24 protein-coding genes are annotated in these 24,674 nt (G+C 54.3%); 7 read left to right on the top strand and 17 right to left on the bottom strand.

Going from position 1 to position 24,674, the window contains the following annotated elements; all coding sequences use genetic code 11:
• Positions 1 to 208 precede the first annotated feature (208 nt).
• From B4B27_RS11005 to miaA, 3 genes are read right to left on the bottom strand one after another with little or no spacing between them, the layout of a single operon-like run.
• Positions 209 to 928, bottom strand: a complete 720-nt coding sequence (locus B4B27_RS11005; RefSeq protein ID WP_290726434.1) for a hypothetical protein — start codon at positions 926 to 928, stop codon at positions 209 to 211.
• Positions 925 to 2,256, bottom strand: coding sequence for a hypothetical protein (locus B4B27_RS11000; RefSeq protein ID WP_290726432.1), 1,332 nt, complete (start codon positions 2,254 to 2,256; stop codon positions 925 to 927). Before B4B27_RS11000 ends, B4B27_RS11005 begins: the two co-directional genes overlap by 4 nt.
• Before the next feature lies 1 nt (position 2,257).
• Positions 2,258 to 3,157, bottom strand: coding sequence for a tRNA (adenosine(37)-N6)-dimethylallyltransferase MiaA (gene miaA, locus B4B27_RS10995; RefSeq protein WP_290726430.1), 900 nt, complete (start codon positions 3,155 to 3,157; stop codon positions 2,258 to 2,260).
• 29 nt (positions 3,158 to 3,186) lie between these two features.
• Between miaA and B4B27_RS10990 the strand changes: the two genes are divergently transcribed.
• On the top strand, positions 3,187 to 4,302 hold the full coding sequence (locus B4B27_RS10990; protein WP_173365711.1) for a divergent polysaccharide deacetylase family protein: 1,116 nt from the start codon (positions 3,187 to 3,189) through the stop codon (positions 4,300 to 4,302).
• On the top strand, positions 4,299 to 5,036 hold the full coding sequence (locus B4B27_RS10985; protein ID WP_173365712.1) for a pyridoxine 5'-phosphate synthase: 738 nt from the start codon (positions 4,299 to 4,301) through the stop codon (positions 5,034 to 5,036). The genes B4B27_RS10990 and B4B27_RS10985 overlap by 4 nt, the downstream gene beginning before the upstream one ends.
• Here the strand turns inward: B4B27_RS10985 and truA are convergent.
• The 3 genes from truA to B4B27_RS10970 all read right to left on the bottom strand — a co-directional run bounded on the left by truA (position 5,033) and on the right by B4B27_RS10970 (position 8,391).
• Positions 5,033 to 5,785, bottom strand: coding sequence for a tRNA pseudouridine(38-40) synthase TruA (truA, locus tag B4B27_RS10980; RefSeq protein ID WP_173382755.1), 753 nt, complete (start codon positions 5,783 to 5,785; stop codon positions 5,033 to 5,035). The genes B4B27_RS10985 and truA overlap by 4 nt on opposite strands.
• Complete coding sequence (locus tag B4B27_RS10975) at positions 5,785 to 6,735, bottom strand: hypothetical protein (RefSeq protein WP_173382754.1); 951 nt, start codon at positions 6,733 to 6,735, stop codon at positions 5,785 to 5,787. Before B4B27_RS10975 ends, truA begins: the two co-directional genes overlap by 1 nt.
• Positions 6,736 to 7,017: 282 nt before the next feature.
• Positions 7,018 to 8,391, bottom strand: a complete 1,374-nt coding sequence (locus tag B4B27_RS10970) for a GGDEF domain-containing protein (RefSeq protein ID WP_173382753.1) — start codon at positions 8,389 to 8,391, stop codon at positions 7,018 to 7,020.
• Positions 8,392 to 8,479: 88 nt separating this feature from the next.
• Here B4B27_RS10970 and B4B27_RS10965 point away from each other — a divergent pair, with 88 nt between their 5' ends.
• Both B4B27_RS10965 and B4B27_RS10960 read left to right on the top strand, forming a co-directional pair.
• Positions 8,480 to 11,053 carry a TIGR03960 family B12-binding radical SAM protein gene (locus B4B27_RS10965; protein ID WP_290726424.1) on the top strand — a complete coding sequence of 858 codons (2,574 nt, stop codon included), beginning with the start codon at positions 8,480 to 8,482 and terminating at the stop codon, positions 11,051 to 11,053.
• A gap of 88 nt (positions 11,054 to 11,141) precedes the next feature.
• Positions 11,142 to 11,819 (top strand): hypothetical protein, encoded by a 678-nt coding sequence (locus tag B4B27_RS10960; protein ID WP_290726422.1) that lies wholly within the window; start codon positions 11,142 to 11,144, stop codon positions 11,817 to 11,819.
• Positions 11,820 to 11,892: 73 nt separating this feature from the next.
• Here B4B27_RS10960 and B4B27_RS10955 read toward each other — a convergent pair whose 3' ends face one another.
• Entirely contained in the window at positions 11,893 to 12,105 is a 213-nt protein-coding gene (locus B4B27_RS10955) for a hypothetical protein (protein ID WP_073319741.1), read from the bottom strand.
• Positions 12,106 to 12,216: 111 nt separating this feature from the next.
• Here B4B27_RS10955 and B4B27_RS10950 point away from each other — a divergent pair, with 111 nt between their 5' ends.
• The 3 genes from B4B27_RS10950 to B4B27_RS10940 all read left to right on the top strand — a co-directional run bounded on the left by B4B27_RS10950 (position 12,217) and on the right by B4B27_RS10940 (position 15,666).
• Positions 12,217 to 13,017 (top strand): TIGR00730 family Rossman fold protein, encoded by an 801-nt coding sequence (locus B4B27_RS10950; protein ID WP_290726419.1) that lies wholly within the window; start codon positions 12,217 to 12,219, stop codon positions 13,015 to 13,017.
• A 79-nt stretch (positions 13,018 to 13,096) separates the two neighbouring features.
• Positions 13,097 to 14,197: a protein kinase domain-containing protein gene (locus B4B27_RS10945; RefSeq protein WP_173382750.1), complete on the top strand. Its 1,101-nt coding sequence runs from the start codon at positions 13,097 to 13,099 to the stop codon at positions 14,195 to 14,197.
• Between the two features lie 5 nt (positions 14,198 to 14,202).
• Positions 14,203 to 15,666 carry a hypothetical protein gene (locus B4B27_RS10940; RefSeq protein WP_173382749.1) on the top strand — a complete coding sequence of 488 codons (1,464 nt, stop codon included), beginning with the start codon at positions 14,203 to 14,205 and terminating at the stop codon, positions 15,664 to 15,666.
• Positions 15,667 to 15,669: 3 nt separating this feature from the next.
• On the opposite strand, the gene galE is transcribed toward B4B27_RS10940, so the two are convergent.
• The 10 genes from galE to B4B27_RS10890 all read right to left on the bottom strand — a co-directional run.
• Positions 15,670 to 16,647 (bottom strand): UDP-glucose 4-epimerase GalE, encoded by a 978-nt coding sequence (galE, locus tag B4B27_RS10935; protein ID WP_290726416.1) that lies wholly within the window; start codon positions 16,645 to 16,647, stop codon positions 15,670 to 15,672.
• A 61-nt stretch (positions 16,648 to 16,708) separates the two neighbouring features.
• The gene (gene queA, locus B4B27_RS10930) at positions 16,709 to 17,755 is read right to left on the bottom strand and encodes a tRNA preQ1(34) S-adenosylmethionine ribosyltransferase-isomerase QueA (protein ID WP_173382748.1); all 1,047 of its coding nucleotides are present in this window, start codon (positions 17,753 to 17,755) and stop codon (positions 16,709 to 16,711) included.
• A 1-nt stretch (position 17,756) separates the two neighbouring features.
• Positions 17,757 to 18,740 (bottom strand): helix-turn-helix transcriptional regulator, encoded by a 984-nt coding sequence (locus B4B27_RS10925; protein ID WP_173382747.1) that lies wholly within the window; start codon positions 18,738 to 18,740, stop codon positions 17,757 to 17,759.
• A 13-nt stretch (positions 18,741 to 18,753) separates the two neighbouring features.
• Entirely contained in the window at positions 18,754 to 19,890 is a 1,137-nt protein-coding gene (locus B4B27_RS10920) for a BON domain-containing protein (RefSeq protein WP_173382746.1), read from the bottom strand.
• A gap of 127 nt (positions 19,891 to 20,017) precedes the next feature.
• On the bottom strand, positions 20,018 to 21,487 hold the full coding sequence (gltX, locus tag B4B27_RS10915; protein ID WP_173382745.1) for a glutamate--tRNA ligase: 1,470 nt from the start codon (positions 21,485 to 21,487) through the stop codon (positions 20,018 to 20,020).
• Between the two features lie 73 nt (positions 21,488 to 21,560).
• Complete coding sequence (locus tag B4B27_RS10910; protein ID WP_173382744.1) at positions 21,561 to 22,031, bottom strand: low molecular weight protein-tyrosine-phosphatase; 471 nt, start codon at positions 22,029 to 22,031, stop codon at positions 21,561 to 21,563.
• Positions 22,032 to 22,054: 23 nt separating this feature from the next.
• Positions 22,055 to 22,738 carry a radical SAM protein gene (locus B4B27_RS10905; protein ID WP_173382743.1) on the bottom strand — a complete coding sequence of 228 codons (684 nt, stop codon included), beginning with the start codon at positions 22,736 to 22,738 and terminating at the stop codon, positions 22,055 to 22,057.
• A 14-nt stretch (positions 22,739 to 22,752) separates the two neighbouring features.
• Positions 22,753 to 23,082: a 6-carboxytetrahydropterin synthase QueD gene (gene queD / locus B4B27_RS10900; RefSeq protein WP_173382742.1), complete on the bottom strand. Its 330-nt coding sequence runs from the start codon at positions 23,080 to 23,082 to the stop codon at positions 22,753 to 22,755.
• A 1-nt stretch (position 23,083) separates the two neighbouring features.
• Positions 23,084 to 23,737 carry a 7-cyano-7-deazaguanine synthase QueC gene (queC, locus tag B4B27_RS10895; RefSeq protein ID WP_173365728.1) on the bottom strand — a complete coding sequence of 218 codons (654 nt, stop codon included), beginning with the start codon at positions 23,735 to 23,737 and terminating at the stop codon, positions 23,084 to 23,086.
• 82 nt (positions 23,738 to 23,819) lie between these two features.
• Positions 23,820 to 24,674 (bottom strand): Na/Pi cotransporter family protein (locus B4B27_RS10890; protein ID WP_290726408.1); only part of this gene is annotated, 855 nt, incomplete at its 5' end.

Raw genomic sequence — 24,674 nt, 5'->3', positions numbered from 1 at the left:
GTGAGGCCAATTATAGAATTTTCGGGGAGAATGTCAAGGGTTTTTCTCGAAAAAATTTCACTTTTTTTCACTTTTTTTGAAAAAACGGGATAAAAACAGCCCAAACCCACCTGCGGCACACTTTGTAAACATTCTATTCACAAGCATGTTAAAGCATAGGCGGATTATCTTTTGGAAAAAGCCAAAAAAAGACCGGCAAACCCGTCCGTTACCGCATAAGGGACGTCATTTTCTCTACGAGACGGCCGAGAGCAGTTGTCCTCCCGGCGTCTTTTTGCGAAAGAGCCCCGTGCAAGGAGCCCCTGCTTTCAAGGATTGCATACAAAATAACAGACCCGTCTTTCGAATCCAGCACCGTCACGCCGCACTTATAGGTAACCGCAAGCGATTCCTTTATTTTGTGCGTAAAAACATTTATCGGCGTAATGTAGATTTCGACGCTTCCGTCATCCGTATTTTCCCTTTCGCGCGGAAGGAGCAAACCCTCCAGGACAACGCTATCCGCGAGGGACGGACGCTTTCGCGACAAGGTTCGTGCAGAAGATTTCCAGAAGGAATCGTCCTTCATCTCGATGCTGATTTCCTTTCCGCCTGCGTTCGCTGACGAGACTTGCGCGATGGACGCCTCAAAATTTTTCCTGAAGTAATGTCCGAACCACTCTCCGAAATCTCCCCTATATTTGGGCCATGCAGCCTCGAACATTTCGTAATTGTCCAAGAAAGGTTCCGAGTAGAAAATTTTCACGCCGCGAACGGAAGCCCACCCACCCTGCAATTCACGTTCACTATAGACACAAGATTCGCACCTCGGATTTTCTATCGCGAGCGGATCCGACAACGGAGGCGGAGCGTCCACGCAACCAGCGAGAAAAAGAAGAATCGCCAACTTCCAGAAGGCATGATTTACTTTCACAAACAAACTTGTCATTTCACGGGTTCCTTCATCATGGATTTCGGGAATCCCGCCCTAAAGCCTAGCAAGATTTCCACCCGATGACCATAGCCTGTTTCCGGCCCATAGGACGGGAAGTTGTCGACTTCCGGCCTTCTTTCGTAAACCGCATCGGGAATATAGAGTTCGGCATTTTCCCAACTGAAAAAGTAGCGGGCGCGGACAACCATCTCGACAAAATCCGTCAGAGGAATCTTGAAGTCGAGTTGGCCTCCAACTTGCAATCCTATTCCCTGAATGAGATAGTCGCTATCCGATGTCGGCGTGTAGTCCGACACGACAATTCCCACAAGCAAATCAAGCGAAAGGCTATTATGCGCAAGCAGCACCCCGCCGATGTACGAATTCAGGCCTCCCATGACAATTCCAAAACCATGTCCCTCCATTTCATCGGACGTTCCCTTCCACAACGTTTTTTTCTGTCCTAGCCCCATGCCAAATCCAAAGCCCACCAGCGCGCGCCCCACCTGAAATTCGCCATAGAACGGAATTTCGAAAGGGACACTCACTGTTTCACCCAGGTTCCCGCCCATAAACACCGAACCGACACCAAGTCCCATCGAAAAAGCCAACCATTTTTGTTCGGATGCAACATTTCTTTTTTCACGCGCGGCAAATCCTTCGGGAACGTATTCTCGGACAAGGGCCCCGTATTCACTTTGCGGGTAGCGTCTAAGGAACCTGTCCCGTGCCGTTTCCATAAACTCGACAGAAGCCCCATACATGGATGTCCCGTGAGAATTCTGCCCTATTTCACATGCCTTCGCCAGAGAATTGGATACCAAAATTGCCTCCAGCACGATGCGGAAAGATTCTTTCAGTTCGCGAGGGACATCGAGAAGGGAGAACTCAAATTCAGCTTGATGGTAATCGATAGAATCGATTAGAAAATCGACTAGCGTCGAATCTTTTGCAAACGGATAGTTTCGATGCGCAAGGCTATCCTTTATGGACCTGGAATGTTCCAACAGGCGTACAAGTTCCTTCCACGACGCGGACTTGTCAAGGGAAACCTGCGCACTATACACATACAGCAAGAAGAGTTCGTCGTAGGAAAAGAGCGTTGCATGGGGATCTTCGGCAACGATGGTAGATTCGAGGCCAGTAAACGCGTCCCGCAAGGTTTTCGAAGCGGAATCTCCGAGGCATTCGCCACTTCGGATACATTTTTCTTGCGTCTGCAGTATGGAGGTTCGCTGTTCCAAAGATTTTGGCGAAAACACCACATCACTTGGAGAATCCCAATCGTAGGCAAAAGACGGAAGGATCGCCGCAAGAACTGCAAGGAACAATCTATAGAACACGTCACGCTCCATTCAACGCTTTCATGACAACGGATGCAGGCTTTTCGCCCCTATCAAGATCTACAGGAACGGATTCCACCTGCCAGCGGAACCACGTCAGCTGGCGTTTCGCGTAGTTGCGGGTCTTTCTTTTGACATCCTCGATGACACTTGCAATTTCGGATGTCGACTTAGCCTGCAAAAGTTCACGGTAGCCGAGGCTCTGCCACGCAGGAGCGTCTAGCGGGACAACTTTCGCAAGGGCCTGGATTTCGTCCATCCAGCCATCGGCAACCATCTGGTCTACGCGGACGTTGATCCGTCTGTACAGGTTTTCGCGTTCGCGTTGCAGCCAGAATACGGGAACCCTGCCGATGCCGCCTTCACGTTCTTTCTGCCATTCCGAAAGCCTGCGGCCGGTCGATTTCCAGACTTCAAGGATACGGATAATGCGCTGCGCATTGTTGGGATCGACTCCCGCCATGGCTTCGGGATCCACATTCCGCGCAAGTTCGAACAAACTATTCAGCCCCTCTTTTCGCGACGATTTCTCGAGTTCTTCTCGCACGTGGGCATCCACTTTCGGAATTTTCGGAAGGCCGAGCATGAGCGACTGGAGGTAGAGTCCCGTTCCGCCAACAAGAATGAACGAACGGTCCGGATGGCTAGCGAGCAGGCGACGAACATCGGAGCAGAATGAGCCCGCCGAATAGACGCTCGTAGGATCAAGAAAATTCACCTGATGGTGCACCACGCTCCGCTGGTCGGAGAGCGGGGGCTGCGCAGTCCCAATCACGAACCCCCTGTAAATCTGCCGCGAATCGACGCCGATAATTTCGGCATTGTAATGTTCGGCAAGTTCAAGCGAGAGACTCGACTTCCCTATTCCTGTGGCTCCAACGAGGGCAAAGAGGACTGGCATGTTCGACAATATAATTATATTTATGCGGGATGAACAAATTCAAACACATATTGGCAATCTTTATTGTCCTTGTACTGATAGCAACGGGAGCCTACATCTTGCCGAAATTGGGACTGGATCCTAATCTCTCGCAAAAAGAGGCTGAGCCTGCCGTCATCCAAAGCGACACCCTTGCCATTCCGGATACGTTGCCGTTCGTGGAACGCATGCAAGCGAAACTGGAAGTGATCCAGGCCAAGTATTCCAAAGTCCAGAAGCGCGACATTTGGACGCTCGGCAAGGGAAGGACAATCGTCTACTACCTGCTCCAAGCCCAGAGGTTCCTGGACGAGAACGGAGGAAAAGTCCTCTACATGGAAGAACTTTTCAACGACCCGACCGTATCGCAGTCCGCCAAGCTCGACGCCCTTTCTCCCGATGGGGATACGCTGCACCTCAAGCTCCAGGTTTCATCGAGCATTTTCCGCGACAACGCATCGTACCTCTCGATTGCCTTCCAGGTGACAAGGCTTTCGCCCGAACTAATCGTGGCCCTGAACGAACTGGATTTCCCATACGACCTGCTGATTACGCCATTTGGCATGTCCTCTGAATTTTTCCCCGACCTTGACCGCATCAAGGACAAGGAACTGGTTCTATGGCTTCTGATGGAATCGCACAGCCTAGACTCCAGGCACAACAAGATGCGTCCCATCCGCAGCCACCATACCGAAGAACAAATCGAAGAAATCATCGCAAGCGCAAAGGCGCTGGTGCCCTCCGCAAGTGGCATCGCGACCCGTTTTGCAGAACAGGCCATGGAACACAAGCCCCTGCTCCAGACGGTATTGAACGCAGCGAGCAAACACGGGCTCTGGTTCCTAGACCTCTCCATGAACAACAAATCGAAACTGAACGAGCTCTGCAAGGAATCGAGCCAGGACTGCCAAATACTTGCACCCTACAACCCCTCCAACAGCACGCTGGACGACTACATCCACCAAAAGCTGAGAGGGGCCTTCAGGAACGGAATCGGGGCCATGATTCTGCCCCTGAGCACGGAATCCATCGCAAAAGTGCAGTCCATGAAGGAAAAGGCGACTGCCCAAGGCACCACCCTCATCTATTTATCTACCTTTATGAAAAAAAACAAGGAGCTGCCATGACCGTAAAACTGGGAGTCAACATCGACCATATCGCCACCATCCGTGAAGCGCGCAAGGTCCGCGAACCGGACCCGGTAGCCGCAGCAGTCATTGCCGAACTGGCAGGTTGCAACGGTATTGTAGCCCATCTCCGTGAAGACAAGCGCCACGTGCAGGATCGCGACCTCAAGCTCCTTCGGGGAACCGTCGCCACCAAGCTCAACCTGCAGATCGCCCCCACCCAGGAAATGGTGCAGTTCGCCATCAATGTCCAGCCCGACATGGTCACTCTCGTTCCCGAGAACCACCAGGAAATCACAACCGAAAGCGGAATGAACGTTGCAGCCAAGATCGACGAGATTTCCAAATTCGTCATGACGCTCAAGAACAACGATATCGCCGCCTGCATTTTCATTGATCCGGAAACCGAACAGGTAAAGGCGGCCAAGAAAGTCGGCGCCGACTTCGTGGAATTCAATACGAACAAATACGCAACGACCTGCGATCTCGGCAGCATCCAGGAAGTAAACCACGAGCTCTCGGCCCTCCAGGACATGACAGTCCTCGCGAGGAAATACGGCCTTCGCGTCATTGCGGGCCATGGACTCAATTACAGGAACGTAGAGCCCGTCGCAGCAATCGAAGGAATCGAAGAACTGAACATCGGCCACAGCATCATCGGCAAGGCCGTACTCGTCGGTCTGAAGGACGCGGTCGGCGAAATGGTCGAAATTATCCGCCGCGCAAGCACCTAGTAATCGGCATACCGGACATCCTGGAGCACCAACCCCTGCGGAGGGGCCCAGGTGCGTTCGCCCCTAAAATCCTTCGCGAAAATGCGGTCGACCGTTCCGAGCGGATAGCGACCGCGGCCGACATCGAACAAAGTTCCCACCATAGCACGAACCTGCCTGTGCAGGAAACGGTTTCCCTTGATATGGAACATGCAGCTCCAGTCGTTCAGGCGTTCGAGACGGAACTCGGTCAACGTGCAGAGTGTCGACTTGCCGTCATTCCGAGGAATGCAGAAGTCGATAAAGTCGTGTTCGCCCAGAAAGGCGCGAGCTTCTTCTTCCATCGCATCCAGGTCAAGCGAGAGCGAACCGCATTCCCAGCCAAAATCGCGCATCAGGGCGACAGGACGCGTGTAGATAGTGTATTGGTAGTAGCGTTCAAGCGCATCGAACCGCGCGTTGAAATCCGGAGCGCAGGGCTGCAGGTCCCGGATGCGGATTAGCCGCTTGGTAAGGCCGTTTATGGAACGCTCCGTCTTGCGAGGATCCAGTTCTCCATCGAAATCGAAATGAACACACTGGCCCCGGGCATGGACCCCGGTATCGGTCCGTCCGGAACCCACAATGCGAACCTGAGAGCGAAGCGCTATGGAAAAAGCTTCTTCGAGAGACGACTGAACCGTCACGAACTTGGTCTTGCCCGCCTCGTTCTGCTCTTGCCAACCGTAGAAGGCGCTGCCCAGATATTCGCAACGGAAACGGTAGCGCATCAGCTCCCCGATTCGAGCGCTTCCCTGATAATGGATTCCACCTGGTCCTGGGGAACCTTGAGCTGCGAGGCAATCGTCGACGCAGGATAGCCACGGCGGTGCATCTGCATAATTTTCGCCTTCTCCGTGAATTCCCGATCGAAGCGGTTTGTCTTAAGCGGACTGCTCGCCTGCAAATTAGGGTCGCCCGTCATGTTGTGGCTCTGGGCGCGAATCTTCATGGTGCGTTCACGAGCGACTCCGCGTGGCGAACGTAGCACATCGGAAAGCGACTGCATGGCAGACGTAATACGTTCCTTGGCCGTCGGGCGGAGAGGTGGGCGCTGCGGAGCATCCAGGTCCGTCGACAGGATTTTATTTTCGGGGACGCCGTTTTCGTCTTCAAACGCGACCTTCGGGGCAGAAGCAGGGGCATCGGCCTGTTGCGACGCGGCAAACTCGGACACCTCCTCGATAATGGAGCGCTTCTGGGGACGCGGACGGGGAGCTATCGTGGCATCGTTTTCAAAACCGGTTTTGGGCTCCTTGAAGCGCTGATCCGCCTTCAAGGCCTCCATCCTCTGAGTCAATACTTTCCGGCGGTACGAGAGCGCGAACAGGAGGACTACGCAGAGAATGACCGCGGCAACGCCCCCGGCGATCCAGATGACCGTTTCTTTAGAGAAACCGCCTATAGTTTCCGTAGTCGGGTCAGCGGCAGAAGGCGCTTCCGTACGGAGTTCTGCAAGAGTCTCCCACGATTTTTCAAGTTCTCCGCGCAGGGAGAGCTGCAAATCCGGGTTACCGTGAGCCTCAAAAAGAGCGACTTCAAGGGAATCGATCCGGCTACGAGCCTGCAAGTAGGCATCCGCATCAAAAGAGGACTTCACGCCGGAAAAATCAAGCATCAGGTAGGCAAGAAGCCCCACGACAGCAACAAGAAGAATAACAGGAGCAAGAAATTTCTTCATACGTCCACAATGTAGAAAAAAGAAGAGCGACGGGCCCGGGAGTCCGGGGCCTAGCGGCCTGCACAGCTTGAATTTAGCCAAAAACGGGCAGTTTTGTTCCACAATCACCCAGGTGATGAGAACTTCTCTACACTAAAATTCGATTTTTCAAAAAAAATGTTCCTCCCCCCTCCCTTTTTGTTATCTTTATGTTCAAGAACTCTTTGTTCTCCTCCTAACCCCAAAAAAACACCCCGACCGCAAGGACGGGGTGTTTTTCATTTCTCATTTCGCTTGCAGGAATCAATATTGGCGAACGGCGTCCGCAGAAACGACCCTATTTCCGCCATTTTCCATAGCGAGCTGAAGCGCCCTCTGGCCATTGTAAATGAGCGTCCCTTCGTCAATGGCATGATCGGGCATCACGGACACCCCGAGGCTCAGAGTCGTCGCCAGGATTCCATCGCCATAGGCGACCTGGAGCTGAGAAATCTCGCGACGGATGCGTTCTGCACGTTCGAGGGTAATTTTCTTGTCGGCACCAGGCAAAATGACGCAGAGGACCTCCCCGTCGTACCTGCACGGGATATCTTCGGTCCTGATGAAATTCGGGAGGCGCTGACCCAATTCCCAGAGCATCTGCTCGACAGCATGGTGGCCCTTTTCCTTCTGGATATTCGCCACCTGGTCCGGATAGATCATCACGATGCCGATGGGAGTGCCGTGGCGGTTGGCCGCAGAGACTTCACGGCGCAGGGATTCTTCCATGTAGCGCCTGTTGAACAGCCCCGTGAGGTTATCGCGGATGCTGTGCTGCTGGAACCGGATATTCAAGTTCTGGTTTGCCACATAAAGCCCGAATGTCGCAGCAACGATGCCGACCTTCGTCTTCCAGAAGTCAAGCGTTTCGCCATCGGGAATCTTGTCGAGCTGGATAGAAAGGATGCCGAAATGTTCCTCGAGCCCTTCGATTGGGGCGCAGAAGGAAATTCCCTGGGGATGATGATGCAGGTGGGTGCAACCACCATTCATCTCGTTAGAGGCAAAATCGGTAATGACAATCTCGCCCAGATTGAAACTGGCACATTCGGCGGGCATGATGGTATCGTCACTGATGACATAGTCACCAAACGAAAGAATCTTGTGCAGTTCCGTCTGCGTGCCTCCATACATGTAAAGGATCCCGGCCGCAGTCGGGAAAAGTTCGGGCAGAGTCTTTTCCAGGGCCTCCACGACCTCCGGGAAAGGACGGTTCTTGAGAATCGGCTTGCAGAAAAGTTCCCAGGCTTCGAGAGGGAACGAAATCTTTGCAGGAACGGCCAGATTCTGGATAGAGGCGGGCTTATTTTCGGGCGGAAGGATGCTATCAAATGGTTTCCTGGCCGCGGGAGCCTCGAAGGGCTGAGGTTCATCTCCAATGGACGGGACTACGGGAATATATTCTGTCTTGGGAGAATTGTTGCGTTGCTGGTCGTTGAGGGCTTCCGTGAAATTTTCCTCGGCTTCGCGCAACTTGCGGTTGCAGAGGCTGTGGTAGACGAGCCCGAGAACGGAGCCCCAAGCCCCTATCAGGACGAATTTCAGATGCAGGGCAAGCGTGTTGTCGGGAACCATATAGGCGGCAACGACGCCTCCGACAAAGACGATCAGCCAAAAGATATAAGAAAGAACGCTCATGCCTTAAATTTATCAAAAGTATTGGACATCCGTCTCGATAAAAATGAAAAATAAACGAAATAAAATGCAATTTTCTAAATTTGGGGACATGACCATCCTCGAAAAGATTGCACTTGCCCTCCCCGCCGTAGAATCCCCAGCAAGATACATGGGCGGCGAGGCGAACAGCGTGGTAAAGGACCACAGCCAGATGCTCTGCCGCATGGCGTTCGTGTTCCCGGATACCTACGAAATCGGGATGAGCAACAACGGCATCCGCATCCTGTACCACGTGATAAACCGCGAGAGCGACCTGCTTTGCGAAGTCTCGTTTGCGCCGTGGGACGATATGGCCCGCGAGATGGCGAAGTACGATATTCCGCTGTACAGCTACGCGACCTACACGCCGGTACGCGAATTCGAAGTGGTGGGCATGACGCTCCAGACGGAGCTGAACTTCACGAACGTGCCCTACGTGCTGGAACTCGCCCGCATTCCCGCGTGGCAGAAGGACCGCAAGGAGAATGACCCCATCGTGGTTGCCGGCGGGCCCTCGATGGCGAACCCCGAGCCCGTCGCCGACTTCTTCGACGCGTTCATGATTGGCGACGGGGAGAAAGTCATGATTGACTTTCTGCGGTGCGTAGGCGAGGGCCGCAAGGCGGGCCTCAGTCGCGCCGAAATACTCGAGAATTTATCCAAGATTGACGGCGTTTATGTGCCGAGCTTGCGCCCGGTGGTCACGAACGAATTCGGCGCGATTGTGCCGGCGGAACCTGCCGCCGGCGCCTACGCCACCACGAACGGGGTTCGCCGCCTATTCATCCCGGTAATGGACCCGAAAGACTACCCGGTCAAAAACCTCATCGCAAACATGCAGCTGGTACACAACCGCTTCAGCGTGGAAGTCATGCGCGGCTGTGCGCAGGGTTGCCGTTTTTGCCAGGCGGGCATCTGGTACCGCCCGTGCCGCGAACTCAATCCGGACGATGTCCTCGACATCGCGAAGGCGGGCATCCGCGCCACCGGCGAACGCGAACTCGGGCTTTTGAGCCTTTCTACCGCCGACTACAAGCCGGTGGAGGCCCTCACCGACAGCATCATCGACGACCCGTTCTTCGATACGGTGGACGTGAGCCTCCCGAGCATCCGCGTGAACAGTTTCGGGCAGACGCTCGCCGGCAAGATTGCAGCCCTCAAGGGTGGCCGCAGCGCCACGTTCGCTCCCGAGACGGGCTCCGAGCGCATCCGCAAGATGATCAACAAGACCATCAGCGACCAGGACATGTACGATGCCGCCGAGCACGCGTTCAGCAGCGGGTTCAACAAGATTAAGTTGTACACAATGATTGGGTTCCCGACCGAGAACCTCGACGACATGCAGGCATTCTGCGACCTCATCTTCAATCTCGTAAAAATCGGACGCAAGTACAACCGCGGCATACAGATTGCGGTCAGCATCGGCATTCTCATCCCGAAATCCTTTACCGCGCTCCAGTGGGCACCCTACATGGACAAGGAAACCGCGCTCAAGCATATCCGCTTCGTGCGCGAAAAGTTCTTCAAGCACCCGAACGTGAAAATCAACTGGGCCAGCTGGGAAACGAGCTTCCTCGAGGCAATCTACAGCCGTGGCGATCGCAGCCTCGGGCCCGTAATCTACGAGGCCTACAAGCAGGGAATCATCTTCGAGAGCGACAGCTACCGGTTCGACTTTGCCAAGTGGGAAGCCGTCTGGCAAAAGATGGGCTACGACACCAGCTGGGTATACCGCGAGCGCGAAAAGAGCGAGGTGTTCCCGTGGGACTTCATCCATGCGGGCACCACCAAGCAGTACCTGAGGCGCGAGTGGGAGAAGGCGTTCGACCCGAACAGCGCGCCCGTCCCCAACTGCAAGTGGGGCGACTGCCAGAAGTGCGGCATCCCCGGGTTCGGCGACGAAATCAGGCTCGCCGACGACCCCGTGCGCCACAAGGCTCCGAGCCGCACTCCCGAAGAAATCAAGAAGCTCGTCGCGGAACGTCGCCCGAAAAAGACGGAAAGTTTCAGCTACAAGATTACCTTCAAGAAGACCGGCCTCAGCCGCTTCCTGCCCCACCAGAACATGCTCAGCTTCTTCGAGCGCACATTCCTGTGTGCGGGCATCCCCGTGAAGTTCAGCGAAGGCTTCAGCCCCAAGCCACGCATTTCGAACATGGGTGCGCTCCCGTTGGGCCTCGAGACCTACTGTGAAATCATCAGCGTGGACTTACTGCAGAAGCTCGACATATCGCCCGAGAACCTTCCCGCACTCATGGCGCAATTGAGCGCGCCGTTCCCGCGGGGCATGGAAATCGTGAACATCGAGCCGCTGAAGGAAAAGCTCAGCAAGCACTTCCCGAAGGCGATGGTTTACCGCCACACGCCCGAAAGCATCCCCGCCGACCTGATGGAGCGGTTCAACGCGAAGGCGCTCCCCGTCGTGAAGAACCACCGCGGGCAGGAAATCGATTTGAACGAGCACGTGCTCGGCATCGACGCTGTAAACGGAGCTCTCTTCGTGAAGGTAAAGTGCAACGACCAGGGCTGTACGGCGAGCCCGTTCGTAATCTACGCGGGACTTCTCGGGTTCGAAATCGACCCCGCCAAGCTTGACGAGGTTTCCAGGCGGTTCCTGATTGCGAAAGTCAGCATGGAATGGTAAATCGCGTCTTTTCCTTGAAAATCCTGGACGTATCCGTATTTTGAAACTATATTGTTTTCTATAGTAATTTTCACAAGGAGTATGGAATATGAAAAAGATTTTCCTAGCGGCCCTCACCGCCATGGCACTCTGCAGCTACAGCTACGCCCAGGACGATGAAGACGAATACGAAGAAGAGGACACCCCGGCGGCATCCAGCGCGCCTGCAAACAGCAGCGCCCCGGCAGCAAGCGAAAGCAGTGCGGCGGCAGCCCCTGTGCAGTCCGGAGCAGGAACCCTGGCCTTGGGACTAGACCTCGTCGACGCCCTTGATCACGAGGGAATCCAAAAGTTCTACGTGTCGTTCAAGTTCGCCCCCAACATGGAACTGTCCGCCATCCTCGGACTGTACCATCACGGCGAAACCACCCGTGAAACTGAAGCCACCCAGTTCACCCCGGCAACCGAAGTTGATCGTGCAGACGATTACACCCAAATTCAAATCGGCGTAGGCTTCGACTACTACTTCATGCAGGTCGTCCTGCCGCTTTCCATCGGCGGAGAGTTCCTCATCAGCCACTGGGGAGAGGACAACAACCAGTTCACCCTCAACGCAATGGCCGGAATCCACGCAAACGTGGTAGGTGGGCTCTACCTGACCGGAAAGGTCGGCCTCGGGTTCGACTACATTGATAGGGAAGGCGTCGATGGCGCTGCTAACTACGAAGACACACGCCTCGACGTCGGTTTCAAGGCCAGCGCAATCCTCTCCTGGTACTTCATGTAATCCGGACCTGGAACTATACAATTCAAGCCGCTCCTTCGGGGGCGGCTTCTTTTATATGGGTTCTGTCCTATCGCTATTCCGCGGGCAGGATAATCTCGATGTGGCTCGTGCTCACGTTGAGGAAGTGCGTGCGGAAGAGGTCCTTCTCGCTCCTGTCGCTCACGCGCACCTGGGTCACGGCGATGAAGTCCTTGTTCTCGCGGATGTAGTCCGTAAGGCGCTCGTCACGCAGGGTGTCGATCTCGCCGGTAATGATAAAGCTGTCAGTCCAAATTTTTACTAGCATACCTCAAATATAACGATTTTTTCGAATGAAAGCAAAAAAAAGCGTTTTTTATTTGCTTTTTGTCCCTTCTTAAGGTATTTTGTCAAGGAAAGGACAAAAAAGGAGTTTCCTATGGCTACAAAAAAGAAGAATGCGATTTCGACGATTCCGGGCAAGATGATTTACCACAACATGGACTTTATCGACAGCGACAGTGGCCGTCCCATCAGGATTATCGCCGAATTCATGGCGCCCAACCAGATTTTCCAGCAGGAAGGCGTCCAGAACACTATCGTGTTCTTCGGTTCGGCCCGTACGCTCCCCATGAGCGAAATCAAGAAGCGCATGAAGGGTTGCAAGGACAAAAAGGAACTCGCGCGCCTCAAGAGGCTCGAAACCGTGGCGGAATACTACGATGCCGCCCACGAACTGGGTGCAAAAATAGGCCGCTGGGCCAACAAGCAGCACAAGGGCTTCGCCATCATGACCGGCGGCGGTCCGGGTATCATGGAAGCGGGCAACCGTGGCGCCAATGACGTAGGAACTTCTTCCGTCGGCCTCAACATCAGGCTTCCGTTCGAGCAGCACCCGAACCCCTATATCGACGACAAACTGAACCTGCAGTTCCGCTACTTCTTCATCCGTAAATACTGGTTCATGAAACTGGCCAAGGCCATGGTCGTGTTCCCGGGCGGTTTCGGCACCCTCGACGAGATGTTCGAGATCCTCACGCTCATCCAGACCAAAAAATATGGCGACCGCATGCCCGTGGTGATTTTCGGCTCCAAGTACTGGAACAAGGTCATCAACTGGAACTACCTCGCCGAGACCGGGATGATTGACAAGGAAGACCTCAAGTTGTTCCATTTCTGCGACACTGTCGACGACGCCTACAACGTCGTCACGAAGGCGCTCGAGAAGACCATGGAATAAAAACTGCCCAAAAACTTATTTTGCAAGGTGCCGCCACGCGACACCTTGTTTTGTACCCCCGATTAGCTAAATTTAAGGCATGCTCAGAAATATCTTGGCGGAAGTACTGGACAGGGTGTCGCGCAACCTCGCGCTGCGCCCTCACTATAGCATGCAGGAATACCAGCGGTGGTTCGACCAGAACCCGGAATTCCTGCACAGCGGCGCCATGGAGAAAATCGAGCTTGTCGAGCCGCTGACTCTCGAGGGCACGAACAACCTCTACCGCGCGAACTTCTGGATCGAACACGCGAACGACGAGAAGCACTACGGAGAACGCGAGATCGTCGTGAAGATATGCAAGTTCTGGGCGGCACCGGGCAAGAACAGGCTCCACCGCCTGAACATGCTCCTGAGCGCGTTCCAGGACGAAATCCGCATCAACAACCTCATCCGCGCCACGAATATCGAGGGCGTGGTGCAGAGCTTTGGCGGCGGACTCGCCGGAAGGCACCCCTACCTGAAGATGGAATTCATCAAGGGCTGTTCGCTCGACAGGATGTTCAAGACCAAGCTTTCCGACGACGAGATTTTGCAGCGAGTAGCACAGATTGCCTACCTCGCGAACACGATCAGCCAGCTGCACTACTACCAGGTGGTGCACAAGGACCTGAAGCCCAAGAACCTGCTCCTGTGCCAGAATCCGCAGCACAAGAACAACCACAAGATCCTCATCTGCGACTTCGGCTACGCACAGGCGAAACTCCGCGAGACGGTGAACGAATACGGCGGCCAGCTCACGCCGTGCTACAGCGCGCCCGAGCAGGCCATCATGGGCGAAAACCTTTCGTCATCGGTCGACTACTTCAGTTTCGGCATCATCGTCCACGAATACCTCACGGGCTACAAGCTGTTCCCGCGCGCGATGGATATATTCACGGAAGACGGCTACAAGATTACGGACCGCTATCTCGAATACCTCAAGACGGGACGCGAGAACCGTTTCGAGGACAGCCGCTTTCCCGAACTTGGCAAGTGGATCGACAACCTCACGATTTTCGACAGTTTCGAACGCATGCAGAACACCCCGAACCTCTTCGACATCGCCCACAAGCTGCGCGCAGAGGTCAACGCGCAGGGCTACCGCGACGTAAACACGGACTTCCTCTGGAACCAGCTCGGCGAATACGGCAAAAGGTAATGACTATGAGCAGCCTGCAAGACACCATCAAGGGAATCACAAAGCGCCTCCGGGTGCACCATTACATCGTCATTGCCATTGTCCTCGGCATTGGCATCTTCAATGCGGCGACCGCCCTCTCCCCTGTCATCAGCCAGAAGGAACTCGAGAGCAACATCGAAAAGTCGTTCGAAAAGTGGTGGGCCGAAGAAGGCGCCGCCCAGTTCCGCACGGTGGGCCTCACCGACGACGAAAAGACGAAGCTCCAGGAATTCGTGCAGTACCGCGACAGAATCCTTTCGGCCGGAAAGACCTTCGACATCGAGGACCGCAAGGCGGCCATGAGGAAGGAATTCCGCGAATGGTGGGAAATCGGCGGCGGCAAGGAAAAATTCGCCGACGAGCACGGATTCTACCCCAAGGAAGCCCATTTCGAAATCGAATGTCACAAGTTCATCAAGAACTATACGGACAAGTTCGTGCGATACAGCCTCGCCTATGTACCCAAGGACGGCGAATACGAGCGGCTGTTCACCAGCTGGCTTTTGTTCCCGAGCGCCTGGAACTACATCATTTTCGCAGTCTTTTTCCTATTCGCCTATTTCCTGCTGGCAGAGCGCTGGGGAGCCGCCATCACACTCGGCTTTTTCTTTGCATTCATCTTTGCCGGAGGATTCGTTACCGACATCCTGACCTCTACAAGTTTCTTTGACCACTACACGATGGACCGTTACATGGGCGCAAGCATCGCCCTCGCATTCATGCTGGGCGCCTCGGCGTTCGATGAAAGGAAGGACGCCATACCGGGATGGGTTCTCGGGACCGCCATCATGGGCGCCCTCCTGGACGCAGCCGTTAACGCACTCGTGAACGGCGGTATCTTCGCCGCCGTGGTAACCGCCTCCATCCCCGCCTTCGGGCTCGGAGCCCTCGCCGGATTCAAGATTCCGAGGCGCAGGAAAAGCGAAGCCGAAAAGAAGGCAGACGCCCTTGAAGAGCGCTTCCGCCGGACCGCAAACCGCAACCTCGCCGCCGAGCGCAGGCAAAAGACACGGAACCAGATGGACGAAGGATTCCAGGAAGCGAAGAAGGGGCACTACGACGCCGCACGCCAGCTGCTTTGCCAGGCGATGACAGCCATATTGCAGGAACAGCCCGCCGACAAGGAAACCGTCACTAAATTTGCCGAAAGGATGACGAACCCGAACCTGTTCATCGATGTCGCAAGCACGCAGTGGCTAGAATGGGGCGACACGGCAAAGGCGAAGGGCCTTACCGAGACGGCTCTGCTGTTGCTCGAAAAAGGTCTGAAATCCGAAAAGAACGCAACGCTCGCAAGGCGCGCCCTGTTCAATATCGGAGAGCTCAGGGTCAACTTTGGGATAGAACCCGAAGAAGGCGTGAAAAGGCTGCAGAAGGTAATTGAACTGAACGATTCCGACCTCATCGCAAAGCAGGCGAAGAGGCTGCTGGAAAAAGCCGGAGCCTAAAAGCTACTTCTCGTTGGCGAGGTAGGCCTTCCAGGTCGTCGCAAGGAGAGTCTCGAGGTCGCTGAACTGCGCCTTCCAGCCGAGAACTTCGTGGGCCTTGCTGGGGTTCGCCACAAGCGTCGCGGGGTCACCCGGGCGGCGCTCCACGATGCGGTACGGGCACTTGCGTCCGCTCACCTTCTCTGCCATGTGGATGACGTCGAGCACGGAACTCCCCTGCTGCACGCCGAGGTTCACGATGAGGCTCTTGTTGTTCTTCTGCAGGTAGTCGAACGCCATCCCGTGACCAATCGCGAGGTCGTTCACGTGGATGTAGTCGCGCACGCCCGTGCCATCGGGCGTATCGTAGTCGTTACCGAACACGAGCAGTTCCTTGCGCTTGCCGAGCAGCGCTTCCATCACCACCGGGATGAGGTTCGCCGGATTCTTCTCGAGACCGTTGATGCGGCCCTTCACGTCGTAGCCAGCGGCGTTAAAATAGCGGAGAGCCGCGAACTTGATTCCGCGCAGCTTATCGTACCACTTGAGGAACCCCTCAATGGCGAGTTTCGTGTAGCCGTAGTAGTTTTCGGGTTCGGTCGGGTGTTCCTCATCGACGGGCTGGTACTTCGGGGCGCCGTAGGTGGCTGCGGAACTCGAGAACACGAAATACTTCACGCCGGCAGCGGAAGCAGCATTCAGGATGTTTATGGAGCCCGTGATGTTGTTCACGCTATACTTTTCGGGGTTAATCATCGACTCACCGGCAGCCTTGAATGCGGCCAGGTGCACGAGGCCTTCGGGCTTGAATTCGTTCAGGAACTTGCCGATTTCATCGGGATGCAGGATATCGCCTTTTACGAAGCCCGCTTCGGGGAACAGGTTCTGTTCCAAACCGCTCGAAAGGTTGTCAAAGACGCAAACCTCGTGTCCGCGGTCAAGGAGTTCACGCGTCGTGTGGGATCCAATGTAGCCGGCACCGCCGATAACTGCAATCTTCATGTCTTTTCCTTTTTCATTCGACCGCTCATGCGGCCACGACAAAGTAATACTTCGCCTTCGGTTATAAAATTAGCATTCCGTCACCGTAGCTGAACAGTTTCATCTTGTTCTCGACGGCCATCCTGTAGGCTTCGAGGGTGTTTTCGCGCCCGTAGAATGCGGACACCAGCAGGATGAGCGAACTCTTGGGCCAGTGGAAATTCGTGAGGAGGCCGTCTACAATCTTGTAGCGGTAGCCGGGATAGAAGAACGCGTGCGTGATTCCCTTTTGCGCCTTCACGATTCCATTCGCATCGGCAATCGTCTCCACGACGCGCGTGCTCGTAGTACCCACGGTAACGATGCGCCCGCCCTCGCGCTTCGCCTTGTTGATGATTTCGGCGTTTTCCTTCGTGAGTTCGTAATGCTCGCCGTGCATCTTGTGCTGGGTAAAGTCCTCGACCGAGATATTCTGGAATGTGCCTGGCCCTACGTGCAAAGTAACCTCGGCAACGTACACGCCTTTCGCCTTGAGGTCAGCAAGCATCTGTTCACTAAAATGCAGGCTCGCCGTCGGGGCAGCAACTGCACCCGAGTACTTTGCAAAAATCGTCTGGTATGCCTTCTTGTCGTCCTCGTCATCGGGACGGTTGATGTAGGGAGGGAGCGGCACGTGGCCCTCGCGATTCATCACCGCTTCAAGTTCCACGGGGGTCGTCGCAAAGCGGAGCACGCGGGCTCCATCTTCGTGAATATCCTCGACCGTCGCCTTGACACCTGCAATTTCGAGTTCGCGTCCGATCTTAAAGGCCTTGCCCGGGCGGACCTGCGCCTCATAGCGGGCATCACCGTTCTCTGCCGGAATGAGCGACTGTACGAGTAGCGTTTCGACTTCGCCGCCGTGCAACGTGTGACCGTAAAGGCGCGCAGGAATCACCTTGGTATTGTTCACCACAAGGCAGTCTCCAGGGCGGAACAGTTCCACAATTTCGGGAGCCTTCATGATGCGTCGCGGCCCGCCATCCTTGGGACAATGCAGAATACGCGTCTTGCCTTTCCCCGCCGTGCGGGTAGCAATTAGTTCCTTCGGGAATTCGAAGGTGTAATCGGAGAGGTTATGTTCTTGCATCTCAGGCGTCCATATCAGACAGTGCGTTCTTGAGTTTCTGCTTAATCTTTTCCTTCAGCGAGGCGGGTTTCAGAATACGCACATCGTTGGTGACACCCATCAGCCAACTTTCGAAATCCGGGGTAATGCGAAGTTTCAGATCGACAATCATGTTCTTGTTCCTGTCGAAACGCTTTGAAATCGGCGGATTAAAATGCGAGCGTTCGAACTGCGTCTGCAGCCACTTCGTCCTAATCTCGAGCGAGACATCTTCCACCTTGTCGCGACCCGTGTACTTGCCAAAAGCATACTTGTAATGCGTTTTCTCATCAAAGGCAAACTTCGGGGACGCATGGTTCGTTTCCGTCACGCTGTCAATCTGTTCAAAAAGGTAGTTCTTGAAAACCTGATTTCCCTTGTCGTCCACTTCGCCCGCGACAAGGTAGAGCGTGTCCATGCGCATGATGACCTTGACCGGAAAGACTTCCTTCGTTTCTTCGGCGACCGAGGAATGGTCCGTCGAATGGCGGTAGTGAATCCTGATGGCCGTTCCGCTGTGGATTGACTTGAGAACCCGATTGACAAGCGCATCCTGCAATTTATCATCGCAGAAGGGGCCGTAATCCAGCACGTAATCCGGGTCTGTCGAAATGGCTTCGGGCTTAAATTCGTTCGGGTCCGTCGTTTCCAGCAGGCTTATTACCTTATCCAAAAGCTTTATCGTCTTTATTTCGGGAGCGGAATTCGCAGCCATCGTCTTCTTGATTTTATCGAGTTGCTTGACGATATTCTGGTTAAAGTTCACCTTCTCGTCGGGCTGGATAACATAGAAGGTCTCGCCCTCGCTCTTGTACTTGCGAAGACCGCAGTTTTCCTTCTGGACGACATCGAGATGACGGAAAACGGTGCGGATGCCACACCCGAGCGCCAAGGCCAACTGCGTCACGGTCATCGGATTCTTTAGTTTATTCTTAATAAGGTTGATTTTTTCGTATCCTGAAGCCATAGGCACTCCTTTTTTATAAGTTTCCAGCCACGCGCAAGCGATTTTCCACAGCCGTCGAAAGGGTCATCTTTACCGCGTTCACAAGGGCAATCTGTTTCTGAAAAGCCGAATGGACCCTTCCTTCCAGCAAATACTTGTCATCGACAAACGAGACCTTTATCTTGGCCCCCTGGAGCAAAGAATTCAACGAATAGCTGTGTTCCATTTCCAGGCAGGTTTCTCGATTCCGCATTTCCCTTTCCGGCAACGACACCATCGAGAAGTTCAAATCCTGCAAACCGGGAACTTCGGCAATCCTATTTTCCAAATCCTTAGGGCACAGGCCTTCGAAGCAGCACAAGGACACACTACCCTTTCCATTTGCTACTTCTACCTTGTAATCAAAGACATTTCGTCCAAAGGATTCCAGCAACATGTAAATTTCGTTTTCTATCCGCTTATCCGTCATGCCAGGCTCCGCAATAACCTTCGTAAAGTCAACGCAGCCACGAACGCGAGGCATGTTATTGATACAAGCCCGAAGCGAGCGCTTAATCATGACGCTCCTGACAAGGCCATCCAGGTAGACAACGCCCTGTCCAACCGTCACCGAGACCCTGCTTACGTCATCCGGGAAAAGCTGGCGCAACTTGTTGAGAACAATATCGGACAACTTGTCGTTAGGGATGTTCTGGGCTTGTTCCGGAAGCGTTATAAACAAGACGGAACCATCTTCGAGCAGTGTCGCCAACTTATCCTTGTCGCCATCTTTCACGAGCCCGACTGCAATACCAAACTTATCTCGCAAAGTGTGGTAAATATTATCGCCAAGCAAAGTCTGGGCGCTCTGCGCCGGAAGTAGGCGATAGCCTTCGGCCGATTTTTCACGAACCGGAGCGGGATGGTCGAACACAAATTTCATGTCCTGGCCACCATCATAGCTCACGACAATGATTTCTTGTTCATTTGTCCTGAAATAGCTTTTGACCTTCCCCGGCTTGACCGATTCCTTGAAATAGAGCCAATTTCCCGGAGAAATCCGACTATAGCCATACACAGCGGTGTAATCGCCCGCATCAATCGGCCTCGAAAAGGCAAACTCGTTCGAAAAGCCGACAAACGCAGCCGAGCACCTTTCACACATGCAGAGAAGCGGAAGATGCGGTTTCATTCCTCCATAAGTGGAATAAGGTTCACGTGCATAGACCCCGTGATCGAGCACCTGACGACAACGGCAGCAGAACAACTTCTGCGTATGGATCCTATGAGGAAAGAGATTTCGCATGGGTCAGCGAAGATCACCCCATCAACGGGAGAGCGACATCGATGCGGCGGAGCACTTCTTCCTTGCCGATGAGTTCGAACATTTCCCAGAGGCCAGGGCCTGCAGTCACGCCAGAGACAGCGAGACGCGGAGCACCGACGAGTTCACCCACCTTGTGACCGCAACGTTCAGCCAGGTCGTAGAAACCCTTTTCGATCACCGGAGTCTTGAAATCTTCGATGGAAGCGAGCATGTCACGCACGAGCGTCGCCACTTCTTTGGAGCCTTCGCCGAAGTGCTTCTTCGCGCCCTTTTCGTCGTAGGTCGTCGGAGCCACGAAGAAGTACACCGCCATGTCGGCCAAATCCTGCACAAAGTGGGCACGGGGCTTCAGCTGCTTCACGATTTCGTCGAGGCGTTCTTCCGGTTCCTTCGAGAGGTCGATACCCTTGGCGGCCAGGCCTTCCTTCATGATACCCTTGAGGAATGCGTCGTCGCACAGGTGAATATGCTGGCCGTTCATCCACTGCAGTTTCTTTTCGTCGAAGCTGGCGGACTTCGGGTTGATGCGTTCCAGCGTGAAGCTTTCGACCATTTCCTTGATAGTCATGACTTCGCGGTCGTCGCCCGGGTTCCAGCCGAGGAGAGCGAGGTAGTTCACGAGAGTCTCCGGCAGGTAGCCGAGGTCGCGGAAATCGCCCACGGAGGCGGCACCCTTGCGCTTGGAAAGCTTGCCGCCGTTCTTGTCGAGAATCACCGGCAGGTGGCACCATACGGGCGGCTGCCAGCCAAAGGCCTTGTACAAGAGTTCATGCTTCGGCGTGGAGCTGATCCATTCGTCGCCGCGAAGCACATGCGTCGTACCCATCAGGTGGTCGTCCACAACGCTTGCAAAATGGTAAGTCGGATAACCATCGCGCTTGATAAGCACGAGATCGTCCAAAAGTTCGTTCTGGTAGCTGATGTGGCCACGGATCATATCATCGAATTCAGTCACACCTGTTTCGGGAACCTTGAAACGGATGACGGCCTTTTCACCGGCAGCAATGCGGGCCTCGGCTTCTTCACGGCTGATATTGCGGCAGTGGCGGTCGTAACCCGTGACCGGCACATGAGACTTTTCCTGTTCGGCGCGGACTTCCTGCAGGCGCTCTTCGGTGCAGAAGCAGTAGTAGGCACAGCCCGCGTCCAAGAGCTTCTTGATTTCGCGGTGGTAAATGTCCAGGCGTTCGCTCTGGAAGTAGGGGCCGCAGTCGCCTTCGCAACCCGGACCTTCGTCCCACTGCAGTCCCAGCCACTTGAGGTCGCGCATCAGGTCATGCAGGGCAGTCTCGTTGTAACGCTTGCGGTCAGTATCCTCGATACGCAGGTAGAACGTACCGCCCATGTGCTTGGCAAAAAAGTAGTTGTAGATAGCGGTACGCGCACCGCCCACATGCAGGTAGCCCGTCGGACTCGGGGCAAAACGGACGCGGACAGGACGGGTTGCAAAATTTTCGCTCATAGATTCCTCATTTAAATTTCAATTATCCCGCACAACTTCGCGCAGGAACTTTACATGACAAAAAATAGCAATTTTAAAGAGACGGGCGGTTTGCCACCTTCCCTATGATGGCTTCGCAACCTTCGTTCACGTCATCCCAGGTTGCCTGAAAATTACCCGTATACCACGGGTCCGCCACATCGCGCGGATTACCAGTCCAATCCATCAGCAGCGACACCTTCGACATGTCATGCCCTTCGCCCAGAATCCAGCGCAGGTTCCTCAAGTTATTTCTATCCATGAGCACGATATAGTCGTAGTATTCGTAATCTCGCAGCGTCATCTGGCGCGCATGCTTTCCGCTACAATCGATTCCGTGGCTTGCAAGCATACGTTTTGCGGGCGGATATACGGGATTCCCGATTTCCTCGGTACTTGTCGCGGCACTTGCCACCTCGAAATTCTCGAGTCCCGCCTTCGCAAGCTTGTCCTTCATGACAAACTCGGCCATGGGGCTACGGCAGATGTTCCCGTGACATACAAAGAGGATTTTCGTCTTTTTCATAACGTCAAATATAACAGCAGGGCCTACACGCCGCGACGTTCGGGGTCCCACACGATTTTGTGAAGTTGCACCTGGAATCGGGCGCCATTCCGCGTCATGGTTTCGCTATCCAGCATCCAATCCACGATTGTTTCGTTCGGCAGCGTCCCGAAAACTGGCGAGACAAAAATATGAGGCATGTCGCATGCAGGACTTTTCCGCAGCAACGAAAGCTGCGATACCACGCGTTCTGCTTCGCGCAGATCTTCGACGCTCCCAACAACGAACTTCAGTACGTCATTTTTTCCAAGCGTCGCGATATTTTCCATGCGCATCCTGCCCGACATCCCGCTACTGCCGCATTTCCAGTCCATGGTATAAAAAAGCGACGGGAAGCACCGTTTGCAGGGAACTGTGCCATTGGTTTCGACATTGACCTCGAAGCCCGCACCGCATAGCTTCGAAAGCAGTTCGTCGACGCCTTCATGAATCAGCGGTTCGCCGCCGGTGAGCGTCACGCAACCGGCCCCGCTTTCGCTACGGTATTTGTCTACAGCCGACAAGACTTCGTCTACATCCATTTGTGTGTAGTCATGACCTTCGACCGCATACATCGAGTCGCAATAGGCGCACCGCAGGTTGCAGCCGTGAAGCCGCACAAAGACCGCGGCCTGTCCCATGCGCAGGCCCTCGCCTTCTATGCTCTTAAAGATCTCGCACACCTTCATGGCTGGCCCTGTCCCTAGCGTTCGTACTCGACAATGTTGCCTTCGCTTTCCTGAATCTGAACCTTGTAGCAGTGCGGAACCTGCTCGCAGACCCAGCGCGCCATGTTCTCGGCCGTCGGGTTAAAATCCACCACGTCGTTCAAGAACTGGTGATCCAGCTTGCCGTGGACAATTTCCTTGATGCGCGAGAAATCGACCACCATCCCATTCTCGTCAAGAGTTTCGGACTGGCAGAAAACCGTGATAATCCAGTTGTGGCCGTGGAGCCCGCGGCACTTGCTTTCGTACGGAAGCGACAGCTTATGAGCTCCGGAAATTTCGATTCGTTTGATGACTCTGTACATATCAGGCCTCGTATTCTGTCGTATCGTCGATTCCCGCTTCGGCGAGAGCCGCCTTGCGTTCCAGACAGGTTGCGCACTTTCCGCAGTGGATTCTACCACCCTTGTAGCAGGACCAGGTCGCGCTATAATCTATGCCAAGAGTTTTTCCCCTGCGAGCAATATCAGCCTTGGAGATATTCGTATAGGGTGCGTCAATGGTGATACCGGCGTAGGTGCCCGCCGCAATCGCCGCCGACATGTTCTTCACGAATTCCTCGCGGCAATCCGGATAAATGGCATGGTCACCGAAATGGTTCGCCATCATCACCTTCTCAAGGCCGCGGCTTTCAGCAAGGCCCGCCGCAACAGAAAGCATGATGCCATTGCGGAAAGGCACGACCGTCGACTTCATGTTCTCGGCAGAATAGTCGCCTTCAGGGACTGCATCGGCACCCGACAGCAGCGACGACTCAAAATAGTCGTGCATGAACTTGAGCGGAATCGTCACATGCGGAATTCCCAGCTTTTCGCAGTGGAAGCGGGCGAAAGGAATCTCGTTGTCGTTGTGGTTGCTGCCGTAATCAAACGAAACGGCAAGTGCAATATCGGCGGCACGCTCATAAAGCAGCGTGGTGCTGTCCATTCCGCCGGACAGGACGAGCAATGCGTCTTTCATAGGGGCTCCTAGTTTTGTTTAGAGTCAGGATGGGTTTCGAACTGACTGATGCCCAAGATAGAAAAAATACAGTTTCCCGTCTTTAAGAGGAGAACTTCTTGTTGGTATGCGCCTCGACCACGTTCACCACATAGTCGCCCAGCTTCTCGCAGTCGTTCACCACGTCCATGTAGTGCACGCCCATCTGGTAGCTGTATTCCTGGTTCTCGATATCGGTGACGTTCTTCTCCTTGAGGAGCTTGCGGTAGTCGTTGATTTCGTTCTCCAGGTTCAGCGTGCGGTTCGCATCGGCCGATGCCAGATCGCTAATGACATCGATCATGTTCGTAAGCGCATTGTCGCACAGCTGCATGATATGCTTGATATGGCCGTACTGGTTCTCCGTAAAGTCTTCCTTGCTGCGGAACTTGCGGTTGATGGCACGGGCCATGTTGTAGCAGGAGTCGCCGATACTCTCGATTTCAGAAATTTCCCTGAGCATCGACTGGATGTTCGTCTTACTTTCGGGACTCAGGCGGCCTTCAGAAACCTTGTTAAGGTAGTTCGCAATCTCGATTTCCATGTTGTCGCTGATGCCTTCGTACTTCTCGATGCGGGCAAACAGCTTGACGAAGTCATTTTCGTCCTTCATCTCGAGCAGTTCGGGCACCATGCGGAACATTTTTTGCGTGCGGGCTGCAAACAAGTTAATTTCCTTGCGGGCTTCAAAAAGCGAAAGTTCTGCAGTGCTCATAAGGCCCGCGCTGATAAACTTGACCTTGAAATCCTCGCCGTCTTCCTTCTCGCGGATAATCTTGCAGATGATTTTTTCCATCGGCTTGATGAACCAGATGAGGATAAGCACGTTGCAGAGGTTAAACGCCGTATGGAATGCCGAAAGCGCGTAGGTCACACGGACGCTCGCCTGGGCAACTTCTTCTTCGGTATGCGGCACGAA

The sequence above is a fragment of the Fibrobacter sp. UBA2449 genome, from assembly GCF_002342555.1.
Classification (GTDB): Bacteria; Fibrobacterota; Fibrobacteria; order Fibrobacterales; family Fibrobacteraceae; genus Fibrobacter.
This window is presented reverse-complemented; position numbering and strand designations above follow the sequence as displayed.

Excerpts from the sequence above, each read along its gene's own strand:
- B4B27_RS11005 (WP_290726434.1), bottom strand. The coding sequence starts at position 928 with ATGACAAGTTTGTTTGTGAAAGTAAATCATGCCTTCTGGAAGTTGGCG.
- miaA (WP_290726430.1), bottom strand. The coding sequence starts at position 3,157 with ATGCCAGTCCTCTTTGCCCTCGTTGGAGCCACAGGAATAGGGAAGTCG.
- B4B27_RS10990 (WP_173365711.1), top strand. The coding sequence starts at position 3,187 with ATGAACAAATTCAAACACATATTGGCAATCTTTATTGTCCTTGTACTG.
- B4B27_RS10985 (WP_173365712.1), top strand. The coding sequence starts at position 4,299 with ATGACCGTAAAACTGGGAGTCAACATCGACCATATCGCCACCATCCGT.
- truA (WP_173382755.1), bottom strand. The coding sequence starts at position 5,785 with ATGCGCTACCGTTTCCGTTGCGAATATCTGGGCAGCGCCTTCTACGGT.
- B4B27_RS10975 (WP_173382754.1), bottom strand. The coding sequence starts at position 6,735 with ATGAAGAAATTTCTTGCTCCTGTTATTCTTCTTGTTGCTGTCGTGGGG.
- B4B27_RS10970 (WP_173382753.1), bottom strand. The coding sequence starts at position 8,391 with ATGAGCGTTCTTTCTTATATCTTTTGGCTGATCGTCTTTGTCGGAGGC.
- B4B27_RS10965 (WP_290726424.1), top strand. The coding sequence starts at position 8,480 with ATGACCATCCTCGAAAAGATTGCACTTGCCCTCCCCGCCGTAGAATCC.
- B4B27_RS10960 (WP_290726422.1), top strand. The coding sequence starts at position 11,142 with ATGAAAAAGATTTTCCTAGCGGCCCTCACCGCCATGGCACTCTGCAGC.
- B4B27_RS10955 (WP_073319741.1), bottom strand. The coding sequence starts at position 12,105 with ATGCTAGTAAAAATTTGGACTGACAGCTTTATCATTACCGGCGAGATC.
- B4B27_RS10950 (WP_290726419.1), top strand. The coding sequence starts at position 12,217 with ATGGCTACAAAAAAGAAGAATGCGATTTCGACGATTCCGGGCAAGATG.
- B4B27_RS10945 (WP_173382750.1), top strand. The coding sequence starts at position 13,097 with ATGCTCAGAAATATCTTGGCGGAAGTACTGGACAGGGTGTCGCGCAAC.
- B4B27_RS10940 (WP_173382749.1), top strand. The coding sequence starts at position 14,203 with ATGAGCAGCCTGCAAGACACCATCAAGGGAATCACAAAGCGCCTCCGG.
- galE (WP_290726416.1), bottom strand. The coding sequence starts at position 16,647 with ATGAAGATTGCAGTTATCGGCGGTGCCGGCTACATTGGATCCCACACG.
- queA (WP_173382748.1), bottom strand. The coding sequence starts at position 17,755 with ATGCAAGAACATAACCTCTCCGATTACACCTTCGAATTCCCGAAGGAA.
- B4B27_RS10925 (WP_173382747.1), bottom strand. The coding sequence starts at position 18,740 with ATGGCTTCAGGATACGAAAAAATCAACCTTATTAAGAATAAACTAAAG.
- B4B27_RS10920 (WP_173382746.1), bottom strand. The coding sequence starts at position 19,890 with ATGAAACCGCATCTTCCGCTTCTCTGCATGTGTGAAAGGTGCTCGGCT.
- gltX (WP_173382745.1), bottom strand. The coding sequence starts at position 21,487 with ATGAGCGAAAATTTTGCAACCCGTCCTGTCCGCGTCCGTTTTGCCCCG.
- B4B27_RS10910 (WP_173382744.1), bottom strand. The coding sequence starts at position 22,031 with ATGAAAAAGACGAAAATCCTCTTTGTATGTCACGGGAACATCTGCCGT.
- B4B27_RS10905 (WP_173382743.1), bottom strand. The coding sequence starts at position 22,738 with ATGAAGGTGTGCGAGATCTTTAAGAGCATAGAAGGCGAGGGCCTGCGC.
- queD (WP_173382742.1), bottom strand. The coding sequence starts at position 23,082 with ATGTACAGAGTCATCAAACGAATCGAAATTTCCGGAGCTCATAAGCTG.
- queC (WP_173365728.1), bottom strand. The coding sequence starts at position 23,737 with ATGAAAGACGCATTGCTCGTCCTGTCCGGCGGAATGGACAGCACCACG.